The sequence below is a fragment of the Okeania hirsuta genome (assembly GCF_003838195.1).
Taxonomy (GTDB): domain Bacteria; phylum Cyanobacteriota; class Cyanobacteriia; order Cyanobacteriales; family Microcoleaceae; genus Okeania; species Okeania hirsuta.
In genome coordinates, this window is the sequence record NZ_RCBY01000062.1 from 1 (window position 1) to 25,295 (window position 25,295).

The following is a 25,295-nucleotide window of genomic DNA, read 5'->3' on the forward strand; positions in this document are numbered from 1 at the left end:
CTTTGTTGACGGGGACTTAGAAACCCCGTCCGTCTACACGGCGGGGTAGTTCATCAACCTGACTTCCTCGGTGAAGGTATTCAAAGGGCCGAACTACAGCCCTGGAGATAAGATCAGGCTATACCAAAATCCCGATGCTAGTGGTAACTACATCGACCTCGAACCCGGTGAGTATCCGGATCTCCAACAGAGCCACTCCTTTAGTAATATGACCTCATCGACCCGGTTTATCAAAGGATAACCCTCTTAATCTCGCTCTTAGGTTTTTCCTACTAGCGGTCAAATGTTACCTTAAATCTTTTGACTACATCCTGTATGTAGGACTTTAGATTGATATAGTCCCCTGCTGTAATCTGTAATTCAGCGGGGGATTATCAGTACAATTGCTGATTCTCAGTTCATCGAGCCTACTTAAAAATTGACCGTCTCCGTTCAAAATCTAGAGGTCAGTTTGGCGTTGAGCCGAGATATGTGTAAAATCATGCCATATCTCCTTGTAACTATTACTATACATAGCTTCCAATCTTCACTGCCAAGCAATCTGCTACACATCTCTCTGAAGGTCTTCACTCGTCCCGCGAATATAAACCATCGTTGTAGGGGTATGAGCGAATTTCTCCCCCAGAATAGAACACATTATCGGGAAAGACCTTGCCACAGCAATTAGAGCGCACCAACGGAATTGTCCGCCAACAAACAGGTATCGGGCATCGCCGACAGAATAAATTTGGCAAGAACTGGGAGCTTTCCTCAAGTGACGGCAAGGTTGCTGGTGAGCTATTTCAATTGGATTTGGGTTCGCCCGTCGCAAGGAAAATAGTGCAGCTACATTGGGCAGAGTTGGCGTTGGCGGAGTAAGTGCGACAGCTATATCGCTCCTTGGTATTGGCATGACTTAATTACTTATCTCACACTTTGCGCTCTGCACTACCGGATTTTTCCTTCTTCCTTCTTCCTTCTGCTATACACAATAATTACCTCAAATTTAGTTTCCTCTGGGATTTTGACAGAACACATATGTATCAAACATCGCTCCCACTAAACTAAAAGTGACAGCAATTACCAAACACCCTTGCCAAGGATGGCCATCACCAAACGTGGCCAAGAAATGCCAAATTTGGGCAACACCAAATTGACCAATTGTCCGTAAACTGGGAAAATGACTAATTAAGGCAAAGCTCGTCCAGCTAACCCCAATTAACAGAATAGGAGTTACAAAGCTAAAGATACTTGTAAGTAACAAAGAACGTAGAAGATTAGGCAAAATATTCATATATGTAAAAATAAGTTCAGTCATAATGCCACTTAGTAGCAAGTCAGCTGATATAGCTAACTTACTTTCTAAGATAGAGAGCGATCGCTCAAAATCACTCAATCTGTCAGAAAACTTCAACGTTGGTTAAACAATCTTGTTGAAGATTGGTAAATTTCTCTCATTAGTTTTGTTTAGTCTTCTAATTTATTAATTTCTATTGAGTAAGATTACTTTTAAGTTAATTTTCGGGGTATGGGGACAACGGATGTTGGCTGCAGCATATTTAGCAGGCCAAGTATTTTTTCATGTCCTAAAGGGCAAAATTCATCGTCGTAACACTGTTGAGCAAATGGCTATAGTCGGTCCAGAATCCTTACTAATTGTCTTACTGACAGCTAGTTTTGTCGGTATGGTATTTACCATTCAGGTTGCCAGGGAACTTGTTTCCTTCGGTACAGCTAATATGGTTGGGGGTATGTTGGCTATAACTTTAACTAGAGAACTAGGCCCTGTATTGACAGCAGTTGTTGTTGCAGGAAGAGTAGGTTCAGCATTTGCAGCGGAAATAGGCACGATGAAGGTGACAGAACAAATTGATGCTCTGTATATGCTGAAAACCGATCCGGTAGATTATTTAGTTATTCCTAGAGTTATTGCTTGTGCTGTAATGATGCCAATCTTAACTTTGTTATGTTTGATAGCTGCCATATTGGGTGGACTTATAGTGGCAGTTAATATGTACGATATTCCCCAGAGTATATATATTAGTTCTGTCCATACTTTTCTAACTCTTTGGGATTTATGCAGTGGATTGCTTAAATCAATGGTATTTGGTGTTTTAGTTGCTGTAATTGGTACAAGTTGGGGTTTAACTACCACTGGTGGAGCTAAAGGAGTAGGCCAATCTACAACCACAGCAGTTGTGACAGCCTTAATATCTATTTTTATCTTTAATTTCTTTCTATCTTGGGCAATGTTTCAAGGTATTGGTGGGGCAATGAAACAAAGTTTTTAATATTAGGGAGTAGGGAGTAGAGAGGTAGGAGACAGGAGACAGGAGACAGGAGACAGGATAAATTGGAGTTTAGAGGAGGTAGGAGCTAAGTTTTGTAAGAATGATTTTTCTGCCCAAGTCTTGCCAAAATACGCTCCTTTTTGAGCATAATAGAGCTGAAAACCAGGCACTTTTTTTCGAGGCCAAAAATGCTAAAACCTTTATATGTCAATGCTTTTAGATTTAATCAGCAAGCCTTATCTAATCGACCAAAAGAAAATAAAGTTCAATATTTCAAGCCTCTGACTTTAACTAGAGGTACTGATAACTGATAACTAATAACTAATAACTGATAACTAAAATGACTACTATTTCTACATCCGAAACACAACAAACTACCGAACTTGCCCCTAGTTATAAAATACCTCTTGTGCTAATAATTAGTGCATTGCCTTTGGCCTTTTGGCAACTGTGGGTAAGTCTAGCGATCGCTCTATTTGGTATATTTCTATTATTTCAAACAGCCACTATCCGTCTCAAATTTACTGATACATCTCTAGAAGTATATCGTTCAGAAAAACTAATACGAAGCTTTCCTTATCAAGATTGGCTAAACTGGGAAATATTCTGGTCTCCTGTCCCAATTTTATTCTATTTTAGGGAAGTTAAAAGCATTCACTTTCTACCAATTATTTTTGACCCTAAAACACTAAAAAATTGCCTAGAAAAACACTTACCCTCAAATCAGAATTCAATAGAAGCTTAGTAAATTTCTCTTATACCAATTTGAAAAAAGAATGCTATATTTAAGTGGTACTTCAATTATTAAGTAATTAACACAGACTGAATAATTTTTTTGAGAATTATTAGCTAGTTATTGTTAGTTATTCTTATTTCTACTTCTCGCTATCAGACGTTGAATTAAATCTCCCTACCAACTCCCCTACTCCCCTGCAATGCGAAAATGTAGCAAATATTTATCAAATTGGTATATTAAAAGTTATACATAAATGTTATACATAAAGATAGTAATATTACCAATGGATAATTGATAATTAATCCATTCGGTTTAAAGCCTCTCCTTTTAAGGAGAAAAAAGCGGTCGATCTTCGGAGCTTCCCGTAGGGTGGGATGGCGATCTTCGGAGCGGGTCTGCAAGAACAGGTCTCCTCGCCATATCCAATCGACCAAGAGAAGAAATCAGATTTCCTTATATTCAATTCCGTAACGGTTTTAACTAGAGGTAATTATCCATTATTCATTATTCATTATCCATTAATGAATCGTTCCCTTTGAGCTAATATCTACAAAAGCTTAAAGTAGAAAATAAAAACTATTCAGTTTAAAACCCTGAATGAAAATAGCATAAAGTCTTGATAATTTTTTTCCATTATGTACCCAGACGAAACACAATCAGAAGAACAAAAAGACCAATCAACAACAACTTCAGATAATATAAATGAAATAGTTCCTTCACCTTGGGATTTAGATGAAGAGGTTGAGACTCAAGTTATTCCTACAGATAAACAAAGTGTCAGGACTTACAAGTCTACCACGACTCAACCAATAGATGCAGAGTATGTTCCATTTATAGAAGAGAATTCTACAGATACTCCTAATATCAAGGAAAAATCTACAACTCCCCCAGTTACAGAAATAGATGCAGAGTATGTTCCATTTATAGAAGAGAATTCTACAGATACTCCTAATATCAAAGAAGAATCTACAACTCCCCCATTTGTAAAAGAGAATTTTACAGATATTCCTAATATCAAAGAAGAACCTACAACTCCCCCAGTTGCAGAAATTGAAACAGAATTAACACCACTAGTTAATGGCCTTCAACATCAAGAAGAAAATTTGAAGGAGGAAATAGCTGTCCTACAACAAACCAAGGCCAAATTACAGCAAGAAGTAATGGCGCAAACTGAGGCCATAGGGCGTCTGTTACCTGAAGCTTTGAATCAGTTAGAGTCCCGTAGACAAGTATTGCAAGTAGAAGTCGAAAAACTAGAACGTCGCAAAGAACGTATTCAGAAAGAGATGCGAACTACTTTTGCAGGTGCTTCTCAGGATTTGGCAATTAGAATTCAGGGATTTAAAGATTATTTAGTAGGAAGTTTACAAGATTTAGCTCTTGCTGCCGAACAGTTAGAATTAACTCCACAGATACAGGAACCTCCAACTCCTTCTGTTATGGAAAATTCTCCTCGGTCTGTCAGAAATACTGAAAATCCCCAATTTGCGGAAATGGGTTTTGAGGAGCAAGCTAGACAAATTCGCCAAATTCTTGATGAATATCGGAAGATGCCAGATTATTATGGCCCGCCCTGGAAATTACGGCGTACATTTGAACCTATTCATGCAGAAAGAGTTTCTAGCTGGTTTTTTTCTCAGGGTGGTCGTGGTGCCCTGCGAACTATGGGCAGTCGCTTGCAAAATATTTTGGTTGCTTCGACAATTGTTTCTGTATTAAGAGATTTGTACGATACACGAGTACGCGCTCTGATACTTGCTAACTCCCCGGAACGTTTAGGAGAATGGCGACGGGGTTTACAAGATTGTTTAGGCATTGACCGCCGTGATTTTAGTCCAGATAGAGGTGTGGCTCTATTTGAAGATCCAGAGATATTGGCCCAAAAAGCAGGGCGGTTAGTGAAACAGGGAAAATTACCGATAATTGTGATTGATGATACGGAAGATAAAATTAGTCTCTCAATGTTACAGTTTCCTCTGTGGTTAGCCTTTGCTCCTGAACCTGGAACTCAAAACTCAATGGATAGATTTTGAAATTGAAGAATTTAGAATTTAGAATTTAGAATTTAGAATTACCTCTCCTTAAATCAAAAAATCAAAAATTAATAGCTAGATTGATAACAATATAGTAGTCAAAGGAAAGGGTCTGGACATATCAAAAGCTTAAAACTCAGACAATGCAAAATTTTTCCTTCTTTCTTTTTCTCTCCTAGATAACTAAAACCTCCTTCCTTCTTCCCTCTTCCTTATTCCTTCTTCCTTCTGCTATATCTCCAAGAAGTACAAATATTTCTGAATTGGAGCAAGCAAAAAGCTAATTCAGAGGGATTGTGGATATAGGATCAATTCAAGCTATGCTAAATTTGTTCCTCCTAATTGATGCTTTTTTTAAAGGAGTAATTTAATGATTAGCTGGTTATTATTAAACGGAGTAATATTAATTATTGCCTATTTATTGGGTGCTACTCCTAGTGGTTATTGGATAGGTTCGTGGTTCTACGGGATTGATATTCGCGAACAAGGTTCGGGTTCTACAGGTGCGACAAATGTATTAAGAACCATCGGCAAATGGCCTGCTTTGGCGGTGTTAGTTATTGATATTTTAAAAGGGGTATTAGCGATCGCTCTAGTCCGCTATATTTACTCTCTTTTGTTTGTGCAAAACTTAACTATTGCTGCTGGAATACCTGATGTTTATATAGCAAAAGAATGGATGGTAATCTTAGCAGGACTAATAGCTATATTCGGCCATACTAAATCTATTTGGATTGGTTTTAAGGGAGGCAAATCAGTTGCTTCTAGTCTGGGTATTTTGTTAGCAATGTCTTGGGTTGTTGGTTTAGGAGCACTTTCTGTATTTGCTGTATTTTTAGCTATTAGTCGTATTGTTTCTCTGAGTTCTATCATTGCTACTATTTCTGTTTCTGGGTTAATGTTTTTCACAGGTCAACCACTGCCTTATGAAATATTTGCTGTTGCTGGTGGTATGTATGTAATTTTGCGTCACCGCAGCAATATTGAACGACTTTTAGCTGGTCAAGAACCTAGAATTGGGCAAAAGTTATCAACGGAATCTTAGAGGTTGTCTGAGAAGTCTCATTTACTACATCCAAGCCCCCTAAATCCCTCAAAATTGAGGGACTTTTAGAAGTAAATTGACTCTTGTTCCCCCCAAAGTTGGCTTGCTAGACGGGCAAAATTCAGTATCAAAAAACTTTTCAGATATCCTCTTAGTTGAAGAAGGTAGAAAGCAGAGAGCAAAAGGGAAAATTGCTTATGTATAGTCTCCCCTACAACCCAAATTTATTGTCCTAACCAAAAGACGCAGTGCTATAAAACCTTCTTCTTTCTTCCTTCTTCCTTCTGAATTAACTGTTGAAATTCTAATTTTCCAATTTTCCCCAAATAGCTAATCCTCCACCTCTTCCCCTCGCAGAAATAAATTTTTCTTGAATCAAAAAGTAAGCAAAAAAAGCTTGCTTACCCACACTTTCAGTCGCAAATTTATCTTCACTTTCTTGACCACCTCGAATATATCCAGAATAAAGTTTTACTCCTAATAATTTGATTGTAATTTTTGTAAAATCAAACGCCAAAATATTTTTTTTATCTATAAATTTTGTCGGACCAGAAAGAGATAGTTTCAAACCAGCAAATTCTACCGTATTTTCTACCCTGCCTATTTCTAATTGCTCAGGTGTTTCAGAAGTATTGAGAGGAGAAAAATAGGAGAGTGAAATTTTTACCCAATTAGGAATATAACGTCCAGCTCCCAGAACAATACCTGCTCGCTTTCTAGTTTTTTTCGTACCAGTAATAAAACATAATTGCCAATTGCCCGATAATTGCTCAATATTATAGTTATTTTCTTGTTTTTTTGACTGTTTTTCAATTTGAATAAGTGCAGAGACTACAGAATCTTGAGAGGGTTTATTCGGGGAATTTTTGATAACTGAATTAGCTGCTGTTTCTATTGTTATTAAATCTTCCATAATATTCTTAAATAATTTTTGAATTTTTAGATATTATACATATTTGAGAAATAAATCTTACAAAACCATTTTTTGAGGAAAAAAATAACTAGAAGTAGTAGACTGTTTCATCTAATTAATTATAGGATTTTATGTATTCGGTTGGTGTTATACCTGTTTTCTTTTTGAATAATCGTGAGAAATATTGAGGATATTCAAAGCCGAGAGCGTAAGCTACTGTTGCTACTGTTGCATTAGAATCTAACAATAAATCTTTTGCTTTATCAAGCAAATGTAAATGAAGATTTTCTATAGCTGTTTTGCCTGTTTCTACCTTTAGAGCATCGCTTAAGTAACGAGGAGTCATGTTCAGTTTATTTGCAATTTCTTCAATTGTTGGAATTGCTTTTCCATAAATCTGATCTTCATTCATATAACGCTCAACTTCATCAATGAATTTATCAAGTAAATTAGAGTTATTTTCTTTACGATGCAAAAACTGACGGTGATAGAAACGATTGGCATATTTTAACAACGTATCTAGCTGTGAGAGAATAAGCTCTTTACTGAATTCGTCTTGGTTGCTGTGATATTCATATTCTATCTGATCAATCAACCCTGAAATCATCTGTTCCTCTTTTTGCGACAAATGTAGGGCTTCGTTGACTGCGTAGCTGAAATAGTTATATTTCTTGATTTCATCCTTGATCGAATACCCACGGATAAAATCCTCATGGAAAACAATTGTGCGGCCTGTTGATTTTACATTTAGCCCCACAACCTTCACTTCCTGCTTCGGAGCCATGAAAATCATTGTGCCGTTTTTACAGTCATATTTTGTGCGGCCGTAAAAGATTTCGCCGGATGTAATATGCTTGAGTGATACCGAATAAAAATCACCGCTTAGTGTAATATCTCGATCGTCACATTTTGTATCATTTGTCTTGTTGGACGACATAGCTACCACAGAAAACAAAGGATGTTCCGGGTCTGGAAGCCCTAAAAAGCTGTGGTACTCTCTCAAATCACTGAAATGTATCTTTTTTGTATTCATATTAAATCACCTTATCTTGTTTGAAGTGGATCGCCTAGAGGAGGCATGGGCGATCCACTTCGTTTAGTCGCATTATATCATGTCCGGATAATTAGGGCTTGTTGAAAAAAGCAAAGTGTGGTCCGGGTGGGAAGTGTGGGAACCCACCCCTAACCCCTCCCAGGAGGGGAATGTGGGAAGACTGGGATTGTAGGAGAAATAATTTTTCCTTGATTTTTCTGCCTCGCCCTGCCCCAACGTCCTCACTTTATGCAGCTCTTTTCACCGAAAAACTGATACTTTTTCACGACTTAAAATGGCTAAAACCTTTATCTGTAAATGCTTTTATATTTAATCAGCAGAGCAATAATTAGTGATAAAAAAACCTTTTCCCGTAAGTACCTTTTCTTTCCTCTCTTGGTGCGCATTCCCTCTCTTGGTCAGCATTCCCTTGCGCCGACAGGCGCAAGGGGTCGCACCGCTTCTGCCTTACCTCCTCCAAAATGTAAGTATTCAACCGGACATGATATTACAGCGGTTTAATAATGAATAAACCACAATCATACTGACTCCTTACTCATTACTCATTACTCCTCACTCCTTACTCATTACTCATTACTCCTTACTCATTACTCTTACAACAGTTTTGTGGTCTACTCAACTGAAAAGCACTGTAGGCTACCGCTGGGACTGACTATGGTTGGGCTTTGGTTTGTGCGCCACCATGCTTTTTGAAGAACCCGTCCATCGCGTCAATGGCTCTAGAAACAAATTCGTCTCTGTCGTACAGGTCAACATGGGATGCGCCTTCGATTTCAACAAACTGTTTCGGGTCAGATGCTTTATCGAAGAAAGTTTTTGTTAGTGGTCCTGTCATGAGAACACCACTAGCAGGCTCCATCGCCTTTTCACCAATGATGCCAATGTATGGCGTGTAGAGGTAAGGTGCGTAACTTGTCGCATCAGCCAACATCGGTGCTTCAAGCATAAAGGATGGCGACAGGTGCGAGTAGTTGGGGTAAGTTTCCGCACCCGCACGTTTGGTCATATAATAATCATAACCTTCGCTCGGTGTTGCTCCATTCTTGACCGCTTCCACTTCTGCTCCCATGCCAAGCGCATCAACATATTCGACGACGCCTGTTTCATAGGCTTTTTGACGACCTGCATTTTGTCTAGCGATTAAGGCTGTAACAGTCTCACGATCCATCGCTTCAAAGTAGCTAGCCTTATTGCCCATCATGCCGGATACAGAGGCAATCGCTTTCAAGCGTTTATCTGTCGTGGCAGTCAAAGCCATGTAACCGCCTGATGCGCAAACGCCGATGCCAAAGAGGTTGTCACGGTCAACGAAGGGAAGTGTACCCATGAAGCTAACCGCATCGCGGATGCTTTCAATCTTCACAAATGCATTTTCGTTGTTACGAATTTCCCCTTCGCTGTCGCCATAACCGATATGGTCAAAAACGATCATGACATAACCGCGTTCGGCAAGCTCAGGACCGTAAACGGCTCCGGTTTGCTCTTTCACTTGGTTAAAGGCTGACGAAAAGACAATAGCGGGATAGCTACCATTTGGATCAAAACCTTCTGGTGTGTAGAGGTGAGCTGAAAGGTTTAATCCCTGAGATTTAAAGGTAATATCATTTTTTCCAGATTTTAAATTTTGTAATTTCATCATGGTGTCCTGTTCAATTAAGTTTTAAATTCGCTTACATTTACGATATTATCCAGTTATTTGAGATTAGTAAATAAACAAAACTGCAGGATTTGGATACATTTTTGCAACTTATGTTTTAAATGAACAGGACTTAGGCACTGACCTGACAATAGATGTAGGGTCTTGCTCAGTTACGCTACTGCTAACACACCCTACTGGACTTCCTATTCCCTCTATTCCCTAGCGCTACGCGCTATGCTACTTTTTCCGAATAAAATGCGCCCAAACACCTCCATTAGGACCTGCAACTCGATCCATGTAATCATAGGGATAAGTTAAACGAGTACCTTCAGTATCAGAATAACCAGTTAAAGCATTCCCCCAAGGATCGTTAACAATATAACCCTTGTAGTTATATCCGATCGCTGTCAATATATGACCGCTAGCAGTAAAGTCTCCTGCCACAACTACTGGACGACGGTTATTCAACTCATTTTTTACCTCAGACCACTCACGGGTAGTACTAAAACTTGTCTCAAAATCATAAGCACGAATTAACGCTGATAATACACTGTGGTCTGTTTCTGAACCCTGACCATAATTATTAAAACACCATTCCAATAACTCATCTTCTAACTGATCGCCTCAATAAGACCGTACTCCATAATAAGCAAATATCATGGCGATCGATGTTACATTACAAGTAGACCAATAAAACCGAGGGTTATCACGTTGAGAAAAATAGGGTACATTCAGCTCTATATTATTTCTAATGGGATTAAAAGATTTATTCCCACGTTTAAACAAAAAATAACTAGGAAACACATAACCAGTATTACCAAATTCCCCCATTTGTTCGGTCAAAGCAACTTTGAGATGATTTCCCTCTACAGCATAACTATTCACCCCGTATACTCGACCAATAGGTAACGTTACTCTTTCTGAGCGACCTAACAAAAATGAAAACAAAGGTCGCTTTTTTATCACGGTAGTTTCTCGAACCGTCATCGTCATAGCATTAGGATCGTAGAGTATTTCCTCTTCTTGTTTCTTGATTCTAGCGTGCTGCCAATAGATATATCCCACTTTACCAAAACCGGGAATAGATTCCAGCAGAGTTACGCGAAAATGTCCTTTAGTGGAAGCATAACCAGTAATTGCCAAAGTCTGACCTAGAGATAATTCTGCTTTTTGATTATCATCAAGTTGAGATGAATCTTCTGGACTACCCTTAATAAAAGTTTTTTGAACTACCAATATTTTAGCGCTGATATAAGTATCTGGAACATCGGTAAAATCAAATAGTAGAAGTTTAGAACCTTTTGTCATTTCAACATAGGGTTCATAAAAATAGCCAAAATTCCCTATCGGTGATATTGCATTACTCAATACCACTTTTAAATGCCCATCAACTAATCCATATTTTTCAACAGTAAAAATTTCTCCTGCGTCAACCCTAACTTTTTGTTGATTATTAAGCTTGGAACTATCTATAGGATATAATTTAAACCAAGTATCCTTGACAACTTTCAATTTAGTATCTTTTCCAGCAGATATTGGTTCTGAACTTACATAAATATTAATTACTTTACTATCAACAACATTTCCCTTACTATCAAGACTTTGTAAGCGTAACCACCGTGTTCCCTCTGTATTAAAACCTCGACTTAATTTGACTTCCCATAAACCACACTCTGAGTCAAGATTCACTGGCAATGGATATTTATCTTCCGCAGTCACTGTTACAGTTTTTCCTTGACTAGGATCATAAGTACCCCGGAGAGTTGTGCTTTGATTCACCAAAACTTCTGTAGGACCTAAAAATTTGAGTGTGGCAGCAGTAGCAAAAGCTTGACTAGCTTCAGTTAATTGCACAAAATCTGGATAAACGTACCCCTCGTTACCAAAGTCGGGTAGGTTTTCTGTGAGTAATATTCTGGTATGGTTATTTTGGTATGTGTAGTTGGAGACACCATAAACCATTCCTTTTTGCAGAATTAATTTTTCATCTGGTTTTAAATATGCTTCGTTTGTTGGTTGCTTTTTGATGACGGTATTGTTGAGGGTTTTCAGAGCGATCGCTGTTTGATTATATTTTACTGTTTCCCCTTGTCTGATAATTTCCACTTTTTGTGGATCGATATATCCTGTATCGCCAAAACCTGGGATAGCTTTAGTTAAAGATACTCGAAAATGATCTTCCACACTTGCATAACCTTGGATAACATAAGTTTCTCCAGAAAAAAGTTCTATTTGTTCATTGGATGCTAGTTGGGAATAAGGTTCCGGTTTAAGTTTAATTTGAGTTCTTTCTTTGACCCATAGTAAGGCTTTATCTGGGGGTGCTTCTGGTAAATTAGCACTATTGAAGTAGAGAATTTTTGCCCATTTAGATAAGTGTACTTGTTGAGAATTAAAATAGCCAAATTTGCCAATGAGTGGAATAGGTGTTGCAAGTTCAACTTGTAGATAGTTATCTACTAACTGATAATTTAGCAGTCGATAAGTTTGACCTGCTGATAGATTTGCTTTTTCTTGAGCAGTTAAATTATCTAGATATTCTAATCTTTCTTGAAAGACAGTATTCGTGAGGGTAATTAATGTTAATGATGGGTAAATATTCGGTTCAGTATTAACAGTAATATTAATTGTTTGTTCAATAACTAAAATATTATTTATATCCGTTCCTTTCAGTCGTAACCAACGATTTCCTGAAGTATTAAACCCTGATTCTAAAATTATGTGCCATCATCCTGTAGCTAGATTTTTAGTAACATTCAAAGTATTTATCTTCTGCTAATAGAGCAATACTATGGATTTGTTCGGGATTAAATTTACTTGTAATAATAGTAGGTTGATTAACTAGAAATTCGGTCGGACCAAGATAGGAAAGGGTATCTTTACTCATAATTTCTATTTATTCTAAAACTAAAATTTACTACAACAAATAAACCTGTAGATAATTCTACAGGTGATGAGTAAAAAAATATTTTTCGGAAAATTTATTAGATACTGAAAATTAGTAGAAATCTCCAGAAAAGAGGGAGTAGGGAGTAGGGAACCCACCCCTAACCCCTCCCAGGAGGGGAAGAATTGATAGTTTCTGTGCGATAATCAATTTTATTTTTTATTATCGGAGATGTCTAGTACAAACTATAGCAAAGAATGGATTGCTGAGGACATAGACTGATCATAAACCGTAAGACAGGGAAATGTTTTTCCCACTGTTCCCTATTCCCTATTCCCTATTCCCTATTCCCTATTCCCTGGCTATAATTATTTTGCACCGATAACTTCTAAAATATCTTGAGCGTGACTATCAGTTTTCACATTCTCATCGACGTGAGAAATGTTCCCTGTGGAGTCAATAATATAGGTGACACGCTTAGGATATCCACCACCTTCAACATCATAAGCTTTTGTGATAGCGCCATCAACATCTGCCAATAGTTGGAAAGGCAAACCATATTTCTCAGTGAAAGCTTTGTGGGAAGCTTCATCATCCATGCTTACACCAAGAACAACCATATCTTTACCTTGGTATTCAGCATAGTTATCTCGGAAGCTTTGAGCTTCTTTAGTGCAACCTGGAGTATCATCTTTGGGATAAAAATATAGGACAACTGTTTTGCCAGCAAAATCAGATAAGGAAACGGTGCTGCCGTTGGTATCTTTTACAGTGAATTCTGGTGCTTTAGTGCCAACAGATAATGGCATAGATTTTGTTTTCTCCTTAATAGGTTTACAGTATGGCCTTGTTTTCTTTCTGTTATTTTAAGATATTTTGTGCTTTGAAAAACTTTTTATACCAAATCCGCTTATCAAAAATATTTTATATAATCTAAGATTAAACCTCTTCCTTATTTTCCCCACACCCTATCTCCGCATTTTTACAATTGTGAGGATCTATAAACCGGATTTAGCATTACTTACCCTATAAATTGTTTTCTAAACTACTTAGTAAAAAAAAATCAAGTATTATTTGTATAGCTTATTTTAATGTAATATTATTTGTATTATGAATCAAGATAAAAAAACTTACTTATATGGTATAATGAATAAAAAAAAATAATAACAATGACCTCTATAAAATCTGCAAACTTAATATCACTCCAATACCCTACTAATACTGAAAAAAGGGCGGAAATAGCGCTTAGTTGTAGTCCGTTTAACATCAGCTTATTTGTAACAATGTCGGATAGAAGTGTGGAATTAAAATCAATAGCATCAGAGATAGGCTTCAAAAATGCCTATACTCGTTCGCTTATATCAGAATTAGCTGCTGAAAATTATCTAATGTGGCTCATTCAGGTGGGTGTATTAAGGAGAGAAGTTGATGGACAGGGTATTACAGATGGTTTTCGCCTCACACCTCTGGGCCATAAGTTAGTTAAAAAATATTCTCCAAAGGGAAGTTGGTCTCAACCCTCTGTGAGCGATCGCTTCTATAATTTAATTAATCGTTGGTTTCGACTTCCTATTTAGATGGGCAAAAAATATTCAAGTTTTGAAGAATTCGATCGTAATTTTTTAGTCAAACCTCAACTTTATAGTTATAGATTCTGAAATTAAGTGAATATAGATTATTAACTTCAAAAAAAAGCGCTAATAGCTCAAAATGCTTTTCTTTTGCTCTTACAATATGTTTAATATCAGTGAGGTTCTATGGTATGCAAGATGCCCGCACTTTATAGTTAATATTTGTACCTCATATACCACCAAATATTCTCTCAATTTCTTATCTACCTTATTCGAAAGCTTATATACTTTATCAGCTTGTAAAGTAAAAAAAAATACGGCGTTGGTGATGCGTGGCTATGATTGTGCTTTAATAGCAATTGTCTAACAATTAACTGAAAAGCATTTTATATTTCGCTAAATTTAGGTTTCATAGCTTGACTTACCAACGCCAAAAATACAAGTATTTTACCAAATTCATAAGAAGTTCCATAGAAAAAATTTTAATCAGAGTTGACTGTAGCTCAAGAAAGACTTGTTCATAAATTTCATAATTCTGTGCAGCCTCACATAAAATTGGTATAGTAAAAGATTACACAAAGCTAGCTATATATATTTTAGATTGCAGATAGAAAAATCTTAATTATAATTCCTTTATTACAAACAGCTATGAAAGCAATTATGGTAGTGGGAACTACCTCCCATGCGGGGAAATCTCTGATCACTGCAGCTATCTGTAGAATTTTATCACGTCGTGGATGGAGAGTATCCCCCTTCAAAGGACAAAATATGGCTTTGAACTCTTATGTCACATCTAGTGGTGGAGAGATCGGCTATGCTCAAGCAGTACAAGCTTGGGCCGCAGGTGTTACTCCTGCGGTAGAAATGAATCCTATTTTGTTGAAACCTCAAGGAAATATGACTTCTCAAGTTATCCTCAAAGGAAAAGTATTAGATACAGTAGGAGCCATAGATTATTATCAGAAATATTTTAATATTGGTTGGCAGGCTATTAAAGAATGTTTACAACTTTTATCTCAGGAATTCGACATTATAGTCTGTGAAGGAGCAGGTAGTCCAGCAGAAATTAATTTAAAGCACCGAGATTTAACTAATATGCGAGTAGCCAAGTACTTGAATGCGACTACAATTTTAGTAGTTGATATAGATCGAGGTGGTGCTTTTGCTCATATTATTGGTACTCTAGAACTGCTAGATCCAGAAGAAAGAAGTTTAATTAAAGGGATTGTAATTAATAAATTTAGAGGACAGCGATCGCTTCTAGATTCAGGTATTGAATGGTTAGAAAAAAGAACTAATATTCCTGTAATTGGCGTAATTCCCTGGATTGATGAAGTCTTTCCTGCCGAAGATTCTTTAAGTCTTTTAGACCAACGTTCTACTAAATCTAATACTGAGATTATAATTGCAATTATTAAATTACCAAGAATTTCTAATTTTACTGATTTTGATCCTTTAGATGCAGAGTCTAGTGTCAAGATTAAATATCTCAATCCTAATGATGATTTAGGTTATCCTGATGCGGTAATTATTCCTGGTTCTAAAACTACTATTAGCGATTTATTAATATTACAAAAAAGTGGCATGGCAACAGCTCTCAAGGATTACCAAGCTGCTGGCGGTACAGTTATGGGAATTTGTGGTGGTTTTCAAATGCTTGGTGAAGTTTTAATTGATGCTCAGGGTTTAGAAGGACAAAAGGGAGAATATCAAGGACTAGGACTACTACCACTCAAAACTGTAATTGCTGCTCAAAAAATTTCTCGTCAGCGACAAGTTATTGCTAATTATCCTCTAGCTAATTTACCAGTAATCGGTTATGAAATTCATCAAGGTAGAACCAAAATTACAAAACCAGATATGGTAAATCCTTTATTTAATGATCGTGATTTGGGATTTATTAATAATAATCAGTCTGTCTGGGGTAACTATTTACATGGAATTTTTGATAATAGTCCTTGGCGTCGTTCCTGGTTAAATCTCTTGCGTAAAAAACGAGGTCTCGAAGGTCTACCTACTGGTGTTGCTAACTATAGAGAACAAAGAGAAATAATGTTAGATTCAGTTACAGATCAAGTTAATCGTCACTTAAATTTAAAGTTGATATTTAACTAAAATTTACTGATTAAAATTCACTATAAGCTAACAGTTAATCAAATAATTATTGCTTAATTATGGAAATACTTTTCTTGCCAGATAATGTTACTGTTGAGGCAGAGTCAGGAGAACCTATTCTAGAAGTTGCTGAACGTGCTGGAGTAACTATTCCTACAGGTTGTTTAATGGGTTCTTGTCATGCTTGTGAAGTTGAAATTGATGGTGGTCAAATTATTTGCGCTTGTATTACAGCAGTTCCTCCAGGACGGAAAAAAATGACGATAAATCTGTCTGTAGACATGGACTGGTAATCTTAATGTGGGTGGTAGGTTGTAGGTTCTAGTAAAAAATTACGGGGTATAAATAATAGTAATTAATTTGATTTAGCTACTTAATAGAAGTTTAACTCTTTGACTTATATTTATTGTTCTATCGATCTATATAAGTTGCTACTTAAATCCAGCAAAGAGTTTAATTTATTTTTGCTTGTTCCTATTTTGTTTTCAAAATCTAAAATTTTAATGCCGTTACAAGCTTCGTTTAAAATTTGTTTTAATATTCTTAAGCTGTTTGACTGACAATTGGGATTTTTATAGTTGATATTTGACTTTGTTGAGAATCGAAAGTTTCTCAAGGTATTTTTTTAATAAAAGTAATTCTTGAACTTCCTCTCTTTCAGCACCTATTTGAGCATTAAATCCTCCTGTTATACCAATTTTATAAATGTTTGCTACAAATAGGTAGGGTACTTCTTAGAAGTCAACCCACCCCTAACCCCTCCCAACCCACCCCTAACCCCTCCCAGGAGGGGAGGGGAAGTCAGGAGTCAGGAGTCAGAATGAATAGATTTAATACCAGTTTTTAGGTCATAAATTCTCTTTTTTGTCAAAGATACATTTCCTGCAAAATTTTTTTATTGCACTTATTATTCCTAACATTATTTTTGAAAATTGGTATTATACCTTTAAGCACTTCTTCAAAAGTTGAAATTAAAATTTCCAATCCTTTTTTCTTTGCCTTAATTAAAATAATTTCATTATTCAACAATTAAAATTTTACTAGAAGATTATCCATAATCATTTCAGACTTAGGTTGTGGTTTAGCCAAATCAATACCCAACTTTAAAAGCAAAAACATATTAACTAAATTAGATTTAAATAGTTAATTCTAGCCAGAGATTTCAATTTTTTTTTCTTAAAATTGTTATATTTCATTGATTTAAAAGGTGGAAAACTCATCAGCTTGCCTTTTCATCTCATGTGCATTAAATAAAATTTTAAACTACTTAAACTATTACCAATTACCCATAATTATAGTTAACTTTTTCCTTCTTCATTCTGCTTGACAGCAACAGCATAATCACGAAATCTTTCCATATCTGCCATCAAAGTAGATTCTACCATCCTACCTAAAAATAAATTATCCATAATCTTAATTAACCAGCCAGGAACTCCATAGGCTACAGTTAACTTGACGATACTACTACCATGACGGTCATAAAAACGGATTGCACCTCGGTTGGGTAAACCATCCACAGACTCCCACTGAATAATTTGATGGGTAACTATTCTCTGAATTCGAGAAAGCCAGCTAAACTCAAAATTACCACTAGCTAATTTCCACTTGGATAAGTCTGGATTATCTTTAATAACTTCAACAGATTCTATCCACTTCATCCATCGAGGCATTTGTTCTAAATCTGACCAAAGATTCCACACTAAATCAATTGGAGCAGCTACCTCTATCTGTACGCTATGTTCTAGCCAATTACTCATAATTTTTAGGGAGTAGGAAGTAGGGGGTAGTTAGGAAAAATGAAAATTATGAGCAATAGGGTTCGGATCGGACCAAAACTCATAAGGTATGGAAACATTATACAAGCTTTTTAGATTATAAGACTGCACAAAAAAATCCTTATCGCAAAATTTCACTACTCAATCTTCTCTAGCTGAGTGCTTCAGCAAATGAATCAATTATTGCTCTATACGCAATAGAAGAAAAATTTCACTACTCAATCTTCTCTAGTGGAGTGCTTCAGCAAATGAATTAATTATTGCCCTATACGCAATAGAAGAAAAAATTCCTCCCACTACCCATCACATCTTGCATGAGCTTCAGCAAATGAATTAATTATTGCTCTATACGCAATAGAAGAGAAATTTGACTATCCATCTCTCGTAGCGGGGTGCTTCAGCAAATGAATTAATTATTGCTCTATACGCAATAGAAGAAAAATTTCACCATCAATCTCTCGTAGCGGGGTGCTAAACCGCAGTGGGAGCATCTTGCTCCCGTGCTAGTTATTCCTTGTTTTCCCTATTTCCTACTGCCTAATCCTATCCATTACCCAAAGTCATATTTCAATTCCTAGTTCCAAATTATATGCAAGTTTAACTTGTTACCGAATCTCTTTTACCTGTAGTCTATTGCCACTAGTAACATCTGCACATCGATCCGAGTTATCTGCACTGCAAATAATTACCTTTTGTAGATTTCCTTGAGCTAAAGTTCGATCCATATGAGCAACTTCAAAACAAAGAATAAATAGAAAAACTGCGATACAGGTTAACACGATAAATTGGGCTTGACGAATAAACATTTGCTCTCCTTGTTATTTATTGAAGAATTTTACTTACTAAAACAATTAGCAAATATCTTTACTTAAAATATTTTCAACATTCGCCAAAATTACCTTAGCTGCTTGCTTTCCAGAAATAGTTGCCCCCTCCATACTATCAATATAATCTTGTTGAGTATAACTACCCGCCAGAAAAAAGTTAGGCACAGGAGTCTGTTGATTCGGGCGATATGGATCCATACCAGGAGCTTCCCGATATAAAGACTGAGCTAACTTCACCACACTATACCAAGTCATATTTAACTCCCGCGACGAAGGAAACAACTCATGGACTTGCTTTAACACATGGTGAGCGATCGCCTCATTATTCTCCTTAATAAAAGGATCGCCAGGCGTCAATACCAACTGTAACAAAGAACCTTCTCCTTCTCGGTAATAATCTCCCGGACTTGTCAATGCCAAATCAGCAAAACACGAAAAATCAGCATCTGGAGTATAAAGCAAATTATCAATACCAGCAGCACGCTCTAACTGTTGACGTTGGTTTTTATCATGTAGCTCCGTCACCCAACCATCAAATCTTAACTGTACCGTAGCAACTGGCACTGCATCTAATTTATAAATATTCTCAAATTCCGGCCATTTTCGCCAAGCTTCCGGTAAAATGCGCTGAATACCTGGTACATCGCAGGCAAAAACATAAGCATCAGCAACAATAGTTTCTTTTGTATCCCCATTAGCAACAACTATTCCACTGACACGAGTTTCTCCATCATTCTCAGAAAACTGAATTTCCCTAACTTGTCGTCTAGTAAAAATTTTAGTACCCCGTTCCTCCAAATAATCAACAATTGGTTTGTGGAGATATTCATAAGGAGATCCTTCCAACATCCGCAACACAGACGCTTCAGTTTTTGCAGCAAATAATTGGAATATTGTCAACATACATCGAGCAGAAATATTATCCGCATCAATAAACCCTAAAGCGTAGGCAATAGGGTTCCACATTCGCTTGATACTTCCATCAGACCCACCTTGGCCACGAAACCATTCTCCAAAACTAACTTTATCCAAATCGCGAATAGTTTTCATCGCCCCATCAAAATCTACCAACCCTCTAACTATGGGACTCGTACCTAGAGCGATCGCATTTTGTAGCTTATCTTGCACAGATAACTGAGATGTGGTAAAGAAAGCTTTTAACCCATTAAAGGGCGCTCCAGTCAAAAAGCGAAAATCTAGAGAACCTGTTTTACCCCCCTTATTGATAAAATTGTGAGTATGTTCTTTGAGGCGGAGATTCTCAAAAGCTCCTACTTTTTTCATTAATTCAAAAAGTTGGTAGTAACAGCCAAAGAAAACGTGCAAACCCATTTCTAAATGGTTTCCATTTCCATCTACCCAACTACCTACTTTCCCTCCAACAAAGGGGCGAGATTCAAATATTTCCACTTGATGTCCAGCATCAGCCAACTCTACAGCAGTGGCCATTCCTGCTAAACCTGCCCCTGCGATCGCGACTCGCATTATTTACTTCCTTTATCATTTTTTTTACAATTCTTAATAATTATACCAATTAAGAAACTTTTTTGAGCTTCGAGAAAGTAATTTGCTCTGAAGAAATGTAGGGAAATTGTAGTCTTAGCATATTACTTTTTGACCTGTGGAAAGATAATTTAATTAAGATCGCACAACCATTTATTCTTACTTACAGAAATAGGTTGTCATATATTTGTTTTGATTCATATATAACGACCTATTTATTTAAAATCTCTATTACAATTGATCAATTATTTCATTAGCAAAACATAAAATAAATATGACTGAATAGTTCTCCATCTGGATCGTTTGGAAAGAAGACATTATCGTTTTGAGGTTCTATAAGACGCAACTTACAATCTTCATTAATCATCCAGTTAATAGCATGACCGCCATTATTTATCCAGTTGCCCCACAAAATTCCAAAGGCATGAGAATGATTTAAATTATTACTTTGATAAGAATTTTTTGCAAAGTCAGCCTTGAGCAAAAGAGCAAAATCATCACAATCAAAACGATATATTGTCATCCCAAAAGTACAGTAATTTATTTTTTCTTAATTTTTATACTTATCTCCCTACTTAAAGGCATTCGGCACATACTTATTAGTTATCTCTTCTTCTTAGTTATCTCTTCTTCCTTCTTCACAAAGATATTGGCATTAATTGTAATGGCCCTATCCCCAATTCTTTAGTAGAGAGAAAGCGCACTTCAAACAAAGCCATCATATCCTTAAAATCTGGTTGACCACGAGAAGCACCTGTAATACCCCTGGCAATAATTAAACCACACCAACCATCAGTAGCTTGGCAACGCTTGTCCCATTTTTGTTTAGCTTTCTTGTGTACTGGGTCATTCTGCACAAATTCACCAAATAAATGAAGCACACCATCATAAGTTTTAAATATGCCCAAATCGTAGCTTGTTTCTTCCATGGGATCTTCTCCTATATTAAACCCGATACCATGAAGTCCTTGAGCTTCTTGTAAATCATCTATCAATTTAGTTGCTTTTGGCAGAGAAGTTTGAATCAAAACTATTGGTAAACCTTCTCCTAATAATTTAAGATCTACTTCTGCTGCCTGGTGTAGTTTAGTATTGTCTCGTAGATATGCCACTGTATCCCAAGGTACCATTCCTAAACTTAAGAAAGAATTGGCCGGGACCAAATCATTCTTCAGCATGGGCATTTCAATTTCTAATTCTTCATCTCCTTCAAGATCGGCCTCGGTAGCCATTTCATATAATTCTTCTGCCACTTCTGGCATAGTGGCCACTTTGACTGAAATTATTTGTTCAGATTCTGGTATAGGGATACGGTAGCGACTATTGATACTAGGAAACTTATTACCTGTCATCTTTTTGCGACAAGAGCGTAAAAAACGATGGAGTGCTTCTATTGCCACTAATGTGGTAACTGCTTCCTCTTCATATAGAACAGACCTTAAACCTTCTAAAGGATGTAGATTACCAAAATTGGGCTGAATTTCTGATGCAGATAAATTTTGGAGGTCGATATTCTCACTCTCATCATCTGCCTCTTCTTCTTGAAGGTGATCGTAAGTGACAAACAAACAATCTTGTCCCAAAAAAGCTTCCTCTAAATTTTCAAAAGATTTTTCATAAGCTACTCGTTGCCGAAACCTTTTGAGAGAATCTAAAGAACGATATAGTAAGATGCCATAATCCATACCCAACTTACCTAAGACGCAGATGTAGAGATTTTTGATATCCCATTGATTAAGTTCTATGGAAATAATTTGATGTTCTCCTAATATTTCCCATGGTGCATCGTCCCAAACTTGATATGCTTTTTCAAGTAAAGCTTCCGCATAGTCAGGAGGTAAGTTAGGAGGACGATTTTCTGCTACTTCCTGTAGTCCTTGAAATATTTCATCAATTAGAGGTAAATCCGGGACATAATCAATGGTAATTCCTAGGTCTTGTAAAACTCCCCTCAGAAAAAATTGAATTTCTCGGTCTTTGACTACTATTTTTTGAGGTCTAATTGTTGGAGCTGGACTTTGAGGATTTTCCATTGCTCGCAGCAGTGTCCGAACAATTGCTTCTGGGCCAATTTCTGATGTCACCATGTCCATTGCTCGTACCATTCCATGGGAGCCATCGACCCAAATAATACATTCATTTGTTGTTTCTGACTCTAACTCTGGGTTAGAGCTTGAGTCTGAGTATATAGGGCGACGATCGCCTTCCCACACACTTGGAACTTGTTGTAATTTTTGTAACCTACGAATTGTTGAAGGATTAAGAGCTGCCATAGACTAAGCCTGTGAAAGTGAAGCAATCGGTAAATATTCTTTCCTTGTTGCATTAAGCCATATTCTTCATGTACTTTGATATACATTTTTCTCTATACAGCTTTGCTAATGTGACGGGAATTTTATTTTCTACTATCTTAATGACTGCTCGGATCAATTGAGCGATGAATCATAATTAACATAAAAATATATAGACTTACTATATAATTCTCTATCTATAATTTTAATAATTTTAACATTATTAACGACAGTCTTTAAGTTTTTGGTACCCATATATTAAGATATTAAACCACAATAAGGCCAGATTTAAAAAAATGATGATTTTTGACTGAGGATACTATTCAAAAAGTATAGTTACAATCTTTATCTAGAAATATAAATATGAAATAGAATATATAAATAGTAAGGAATTACTATTTTAGAGCAATAGTACAAGGAGCTAGAAATAAAAATGACACAAGCTACTCAGTCTCAGCAAAAAGGTATCATGATGAGCGAAGCTGCTTTAGCTCAGGTTAATTCTCTAAGAGAGAAAGAAGGGAAAGACCTGTGCCTCAGAGTAGGGGTGCGTCAAGGTGGATGTTCTGGAATGTCCTACATGATGGATTTTGCTGACCCTAATACTATTAGAGAAGATGATGAAGTTTATGATTATGATGGATTTAAGGTAGTTTGCGATCGCAAGAGTATTCTATATCTCTACGGTTTAGTACTCGACTATAGTAATGCTTTAATTGGGGGTGGGTTTCAATTTAGTAATCCTAATGCAACTCAAACCTGTGGCTGTGGTAGTTCCTTTTCTGCCTAAAATTAATCAAATCAAATCATATTTGTCAGAAGTTATCTAGGTCTAGTCTTTCCTAGAACTTCTGTAAATGCAACTGCTTAATAATGGGCAAACTGGAGAGTAGGGGTACAGTATTAATTGTGCCCCTATCTATGTAAATTGAGTATATTAATGTACAATCTTAAACTTACTTATTGTCATTAATTTTTTTAAGTAGAAAATATCGAATATTATGACTCAGACACCTGAAGAATTATATAAAGAAGGATTAGAAAGATATAAAGCTGGAGAAGAACCAAAAACTTTAATTCCAGTATTTAAAGATATTACAAATCGTTCTCCTAAAAGTAGTAGTAGTTGGATAAGTTTATCATGGTTATATCTATTAGAGAAAAAACCTAAATCAGCTTACAAAGCAGCGAAGACAGGAGTTAAACTTAATCCAGACGATCCACAAGGGAGAATTAATTTAGCTTTAGCAATGCTAGAAATGGGAGAAAAGGGTGTAAGAACTCATGTAGAAAGGGCACAACAAATGATTATGGCTGACTCAGATTGGCTTGAGGAAATTAAAAGTAACATTCAGGATGGTTTTGAGAGAAGAGCTGATTGGCCTAGTTTAAGTCGAGTTAAGAGTTGGTTATTCGATGTTTAAGTGAAATACCCCACCATACTTCTTTGAGGGTGGAGCTTCCTACCCTCAAGAACTAACGCTCTTGATACACAGCATTTGAACTGTCTGGTTAGGCGTAGATTCGGACACTTCCTACCCTATATATTCATCAGAAAATTGCCACAAATTATGACAGGTGTTAATATCTCTGTCATGAGCCACATGAAACTCTTCAAAGATAAACTATACACTATAAAAAAGCAGTGTTATAGCATCCAGAAACCACTAAAGGATGATAATAAATAGTTTTGAGTTGAGCTGATAACTGTATAGATGAAGCAAAACATTAAAAGCTATTTTTCAAAGATATAGAACTCGCATAAATTCTCAACATTAAATCTTTTTTTCCTTCTCCTAGTTAAACTACTCTTCACTGATTCAAGAAGTTAAAATATATATGTTAAAAAAACTTAATAATTCATATAAAAACTTTATGAGATATCCAAGAAAATCATGTTATGATGTTTAGAACTTTAAGAGATTACTTAATCGCTGTAAATTGAGAACATCCCACATAGAGCATCTAGCTCTACAAACTACCTCTAAATCATCTAGCGAAAACTTGAAGAATGCTAATATTGGCATTACATAAAATTCAAGTTAAAGGTTGACTTCCTCAAGATATTTACTCAAAAAATATCATAAAGTTGTCTGCATAAATGAGGATAATGGGAAATTATCTGTACAATCCTAAAACACAGATAAAATGTCTGAATTAATAGCCTATTATGACCTACAAAAATTGCTGAAAGTAAAACAATAACATACACTAAGCAAAAAAAATGAATAGGTAGTTAAAGCACAAATAAATTCAGAAAAAGATTTTTAGAGTGTGAGGCTGTGCCTAATATACATAAGCAAGTCTGGGAAAATTTAACAACTTGTTTAGTCTTTAGTAAAAATCTCTATATCAGAGAGCCAGACCTAATTTTTAGATAATACAAAGGAGTTGAAATACAATGACAATTAATAACAACAACAAAGAAGTTAGTTTAAAGCCAGAAACTCGTAATCACAAAGGATTTTTTATACAGCAAGGAGATTATAAACTAATGAGCATAGATGAGTCTGGCTGGGCTTTAATTTGTCTAGATGACGCAGTATGTCATTATGTAGATCCAGATAACTTGGAACAAATTAAAGAATTAGTCAAAGAATCCGCAACTGCTCAGAAATAAAGATTTTAACTACCTA

Annotated in this window: 25 protein-coding genes and 1 pseudogene; 13 read left to right on the plus strand and 13 right to left on the minus strand. The window is 36.2% G+C overall.

Annotation, left to right across the window (positions count from 1 at the left end):
- Window positions 1-645: 645 nt before the first annotated feature.
- A pseudogene (locus tag D5R40_RS42600) lies at window positions 646-919 on the plus strand (IS1 family transposase); the annotation flags it as partial.
- A 66-nt stretch (window positions 920-985) separates the two neighbouring features.
- Here the strand turns inward: D5R40_RS42600 and D5R40_RS12645 are convergent.
- Window positions 986-1,393: a hypothetical protein gene (locus D5R40_RS12645; RefSeq protein ID WP_240041583.1), complete on the minus strand. Its 408-nt coding sequence runs from the start codon at window positions 1,391-1,393 to the stop codon at window positions 986-988.
- A gap of 79 nt (window positions 1,394-1,472) precedes the next feature.
- On the opposite strand from D5R40_RS12645, the gene D5R40_RS12650 reads away from it, so the two are divergent.
- The 5 genes from D5R40_RS12650 to plsY all read left to right on the plus strand — a co-directional run bounded on the left by D5R40_RS12650 (window position 1,473) and on the right by plsY (window position 6,084).
- Window positions 1,473-2,270, plus strand: coding sequence for an MlaE family lipid ABC transporter permease subunit (locus D5R40_RS12650; RefSeq protein WP_124154721.1), 798 nt, complete (start codon window positions 1,473-1,475; stop codon window positions 2,268-2,270).
- A gap of 188 nt (window positions 2,271-2,458) precedes the next feature.
- A complete protein-coding gene (locus D5R40_RS40980; RefSeq protein WP_275670421.1) occupies window positions 2,459-2,581 on the plus strand; it encodes a hypothetical protein in 123 nt (40 codons plus the stop codon).
- Between the two features lie 29 nt (window positions 2,582-2,610).
- Entirely contained in the window at window positions 2,611-3,015 is a 405-nt protein-coding gene (locus D5R40_RS12655) for a DUF3119 family protein (RefSeq protein WP_124154722.1), read from the plus strand.
- Between the two features lie 626 nt (window positions 3,016-3,641).
- A complete protein-coding gene (locus D5R40_RS12660) occupies window positions 3,642-5,039 on the plus strand; it encodes a DUF3086 domain-containing protein (protein ID WP_124154723.1) in 1,398 nt (465 codons plus the stop codon).
- A gap of 370 nt (window positions 5,040-5,409) precedes the next feature.
- Window positions 5,410-6,084 carry a glycerol-3-phosphate 1-O-acyltransferase PlsY gene (plsY, locus tag D5R40_RS12665; protein WP_124154724.1) on the plus strand — a complete coding sequence of 225 codons (675 nt, stop codon included), beginning with the start codon at window positions 5,410-5,412 and terminating at the stop codon, window positions 6,082-6,084.
- Between the two features lie 304 nt (window positions 6,085-6,388).
- Here the strand turns inward: plsY and D5R40_RS12670 are convergent, their stop codons facing one another.
- Window positions 6,389-6,997: a hypothetical protein gene (locus tag D5R40_RS12670; RefSeq protein ID WP_124154725.1), complete on the minus strand. Its 609-nt coding sequence runs from the start codon at window positions 6,995-6,997 to the stop codon at window positions 6,389-6,391.
- A 115-nt stretch (window positions 6,998-7,112) separates the two neighbouring features.
- Window positions 7,113-8,030, minus strand: a complete 918-nt coding sequence (locus D5R40_RS12675) for a helix-turn-helix domain-containing protein (protein WP_124154726.1) — start codon at window positions 8,028-8,030, stop codon at window positions 7,113-7,115.
- Between the two features lie 98 nt (window positions 8,031-8,128).
- On the opposite strand from D5R40_RS12675, the gene D5R40_RS35150 reads away from it, so the two are divergent.
- Complete coding sequence (locus tag D5R40_RS35150; protein ID WP_124154727.1) at window positions 8,129-8,383, plus strand: hypothetical protein; 255 nt, start codon at window positions 8,129-8,131, stop codon at window positions 8,381-8,383.
- Window positions 8,384-8,703: 320 nt separating this feature from the next.
- Here the strand turns inward: D5R40_RS35150 and D5R40_RS12685 are convergent, their stop codons facing one another.
- The 5 genes from D5R40_RS12685 to D5R40_RS12695 form a co-directional block, all read right to left on the minus strand.
- Window positions 8,704-9,690 (minus strand): alpha/beta hydrolase, encoded by a 987-nt coding sequence (locus D5R40_RS12685; RefSeq protein ID WP_124154728.1) that lies wholly within the window; start codon window positions 9,688-9,690, stop codon window positions 8,704-8,706.
- 237 nt (window positions 9,691-9,927) lie between these two features.
- Complete coding sequence (locus D5R40_RS42005; RefSeq protein ID WP_287287968.1) at window positions 9,928-10,290, minus strand: C39 family peptidase; 363 nt, start codon at window positions 10,288-10,290, stop codon at window positions 9,928-9,930.
- Window positions 10,291-10,314: 24 nt separating this feature from the next.
- Complete coding sequence (locus D5R40_RS42010; protein WP_338043230.1) at window positions 10,315-11,874, minus strand: peptidoglycan-binding protein; 1,560 nt, start codon at window positions 11,872-11,874, stop codon at window positions 10,315-10,317.
- Between the two features lie 562 nt (window positions 11,875-12,436).
- Window positions 12,437-12,577 carry a hypothetical protein gene (locus tag D5R40_RS42015; protein ID WP_287277328.1) on the minus strand — a complete coding sequence of 47 codons (141 nt, stop codon included), beginning with the start codon at window positions 12,575-12,577 and terminating at the stop codon, window positions 12,437-12,439.
- A gap of 368 nt (window positions 12,578-12,945) precedes the next feature.
- Window positions 12,946-13,386: a peroxiredoxin gene (locus tag D5R40_RS12695; protein ID WP_124146495.1), complete on the minus strand. Its 441-nt coding sequence runs from the start codon at window positions 13,384-13,386 to the stop codon at window positions 12,946-12,948.
- A gap of 360 nt (window positions 13,387-13,746) precedes the next feature.
- Between D5R40_RS12695 and D5R40_RS12700 the strand changes: the two genes are divergently transcribed.
- The 3 genes from D5R40_RS12700 (at window position 13,747) to D5R40_RS12710 (ending at window position 16,556) form a co-directional block, all read left to right on the plus strand.
- Window positions 13,747-14,154: an Npun_F0494 family protein gene (locus D5R40_RS12700; RefSeq protein WP_124146494.1), complete on the plus strand. Its 408-nt coding sequence runs from the start codon at window positions 13,747-13,749 to the stop codon at window positions 14,152-14,154.
- A 642-nt stretch (window positions 14,155-14,796) separates the two neighbouring features.
- Window positions 14,797-16,263 carry a cobyric acid synthase CobQ gene (gene cobQ, locus D5R40_RS12705; RefSeq protein WP_124146493.1) on the plus strand — a complete coding sequence of 489 codons (1,467 nt, stop codon included), beginning with the start codon at window positions 14,797-14,799 and terminating at the stop codon, window positions 16,261-16,263.
- A gap of 59 nt (window positions 16,264-16,322) precedes the next feature.
- Window positions 16,323-16,556 carry a 2Fe-2S iron-sulfur cluster-binding protein gene (locus tag D5R40_RS12710; RefSeq protein ID WP_124146492.1) on the plus strand — a complete coding sequence of 78 codons (234 nt, stop codon included), beginning with the start codon at window positions 16,323-16,325 and terminating at the stop codon, window positions 16,554-16,556.
- Window positions 16,557-17,561: 1,005 nt separating this feature from the next.
- Here D5R40_RS12710 and D5R40_RS12715 read toward each other — a convergent pair.
- From D5R40_RS12715 to D5R40_RS12730, 5 genes are all read right to left on the minus strand, one after another.
- Window positions 17,562-18,020, minus strand: coding sequence for an SRPBCC family protein (locus D5R40_RS12715; RefSeq protein ID WP_124146491.1), 459 nt, complete (start codon window positions 18,018-18,020; stop codon window positions 17,562-17,564).
- A gap of 623 nt (window positions 18,021-18,643) precedes the next feature.
- Window positions 18,644-18,817 (minus strand): hypothetical protein, encoded by a 174-nt coding sequence (locus tag D5R40_RS35155; RefSeq protein ID WP_161564987.1) that lies wholly within the window; start codon window positions 18,815-18,817, stop codon window positions 18,644-18,646.
- Between the two features lie 72 nt (window positions 18,818-18,889).
- Window positions 18,890-20,350: a 9,9'-di-cis-zeta-carotene desaturase gene (zds, locus tag D5R40_RS12720; RefSeq protein WP_124146489.1), complete on the minus strand. Its 1,461-nt coding sequence runs from the start codon at window positions 20,348-20,350 to the stop codon at window positions 18,890-18,892.
- Between the two features lie 271 nt (window positions 20,351-20,621).
- A complete protein-coding gene (locus tag D5R40_RS12725) occupies window positions 20,622-20,891 on the minus strand; it encodes a lectin MOA-related protein (protein WP_124146488.1) in 270 nt (89 codons plus the stop codon).
- Between the two features lie 115 nt (window positions 20,892-21,006).
- On the minus strand, window positions 21,007-22,641 hold the full coding sequence (locus tag D5R40_RS12730) for a DUF6930 domain-containing protein (RefSeq protein WP_124146487.1): 1,635 nt from the start codon (window positions 22,639-22,641) through the stop codon (window positions 21,007-21,009).
- A gap of 451 nt (window positions 22,642-23,092) precedes the next feature.
- Between D5R40_RS12730 and D5R40_RS12735 the strand changes: the two genes are divergently transcribed.
- From D5R40_RS12735 to D5R40_RS12750, 3 genes are all read left to right on the plus strand, one after another.
- Window positions 23,093-23,449 carry a HesB/IscA family protein gene (locus D5R40_RS12735; protein WP_124146486.1) on the plus strand — a complete coding sequence of 119 codons (357 nt, stop codon included), beginning with the start codon at window positions 23,093-23,095 and terminating at the stop codon, window positions 23,447-23,449.
- 211 nt (window positions 23,450-23,660) lie between these two features.
- The gene (locus tag D5R40_RS12740; protein ID WP_124146485.1) at window positions 23,661-24,083 is read left to right on the plus strand and encodes a hypothetical protein; all 423 of its coding nucleotides are present in this window, start codon (window positions 23,661-23,663) and stop codon (window positions 24,081-24,083) included.
- Window positions 24,084-25,060: 977 nt separating this feature from the next.
- Window positions 25,061-25,279 carry a hypothetical protein gene (locus tag D5R40_RS12750; RefSeq protein ID WP_124146484.1) on the plus strand — a complete coding sequence of 73 codons (219 nt, stop codon included), beginning with the start codon at window positions 25,061-25,063 and terminating at the stop codon, window positions 25,277-25,279.
- Window positions 25,280-25,295 lie beyond the last annotated feature (16 nt).

Bases quoted from the DNA above. Each gene is read 5' to 3' on its own strand.
- D5R40_RS40980 (WP_275670421.1), top strand. From the start codon at position 2,459: ATGCTAAAACCTTTATATGTCAATGCTTTTAGATTTAATCAGCAAGCC.
- D5R40_RS12655 (WP_124154722.1), top strand. From the start codon at position 2,611: ATGACTACTATTTCTACATCCGAAACACAACAAACTACCGAACTTGCC.
- D5R40_RS12660 (WP_124154723.1), top strand. From the start codon at position 3,642: ATGTACCCAGACGAAACACAATCAGAAGAACAAAAAGACCAATCAACA.
- plsY (WP_124154724.1), top strand. From the start codon at position 5,410: ATGATTAGCTGGTTATTATTAAACGGAGTAATATTAATTATTGCCTAT.
- D5R40_RS12670 (WP_124154725.1), bottom strand. From the start codon at position 6,997: ATGGAAGATTTAATAACAATAGAAACAGCAGCTAATTCAGTTATCAAA.
- D5R40_RS12675 (WP_124154726.1), bottom strand. From the start codon at position 8,030: ATGAATACAAAAAAGATACATTTCAGTGATTTGAGAGAGTACCACAGC.
- D5R40_RS12685 (WP_124154728.1), bottom strand. From the start codon at position 9,690: ATGATGAAATTACAAAATTTAAAATCTGGAAAAAATGATATTACCTTT.
- D5R40_RS42015 (WP_287277328.1), bottom strand. From the start codon at position 12,577: ATGAGTAAAGATACCCTTTCCTATCTTGGTCCGACCGAATTTCTAGTT.
- D5R40_RS12695 (WP_124146495.1), bottom strand. From the start codon at position 13,386: ATGCCATTATCTGTTGGCACTAAAGCACCAGAATTCACTGTAAAAGAT.
- D5R40_RS12700 (WP_124146494.1), top strand. From the start codon at position 13,747: ATGACCTCTATAAAATCTGCAAACTTAATATCACTCCAATACCCTACT.
- cobQ (WP_124146493.1), top strand. From the start codon at position 14,797: ATGAAAGCAATTATGGTAGTGGGAACTACCTCCCATGCGGGGAAATCT.
- D5R40_RS12710 (WP_124146492.1), top strand. From the start codon at position 16,323: ATGGAAATACTTTTCTTGCCAGATAATGTTACTGTTGAGGCAGAGTCA.
- D5R40_RS12715 (WP_124146491.1), bottom strand. From the start codon at position 18,020: ATGAGTAATTGGCTAGAACATAGCGTACAGATAGAGGTAGCTGCTCCA.
- zds (WP_124146489.1), bottom strand. From the start codon at position 20,350: ATGCGAGTCGCGATCGCAGGGGCAGGTTTAGCAGGAATGGCCACTGCT.
- D5R40_RS12725 (WP_124146488.1), bottom strand. From the start codon at position 20,891: ATGACAATATATCGTTTTGATTGTGATGATTTTGCTCTTTTGCTCAAG.
- D5R40_RS12730 (WP_124146487.1), bottom strand. From the start codon at position 22,641: ATGGCAGCTCTTAATCCTTCAACAATTCGTAGGTTACAAAAATTACAA.
- D5R40_RS12735 (WP_124146486.1), top strand. From the start codon at position 23,093: ATGACACAAGCTACTCAGTCTCAGCAAAAAGGTATCATGATGAGCGAA.
- D5R40_RS12740 (WP_124146485.1), top strand. From the start codon at position 23,661: ATGACTCAGACACCTGAAGAATTATATAAAGAAGGATTAGAAAGATAT.
- D5R40_RS12750 (WP_124146484.1), top strand. From the start codon at position 25,061: ATGACAATTAATAACAACAACAAAGAAGTTAGTTTAAAGCCAGAAACT.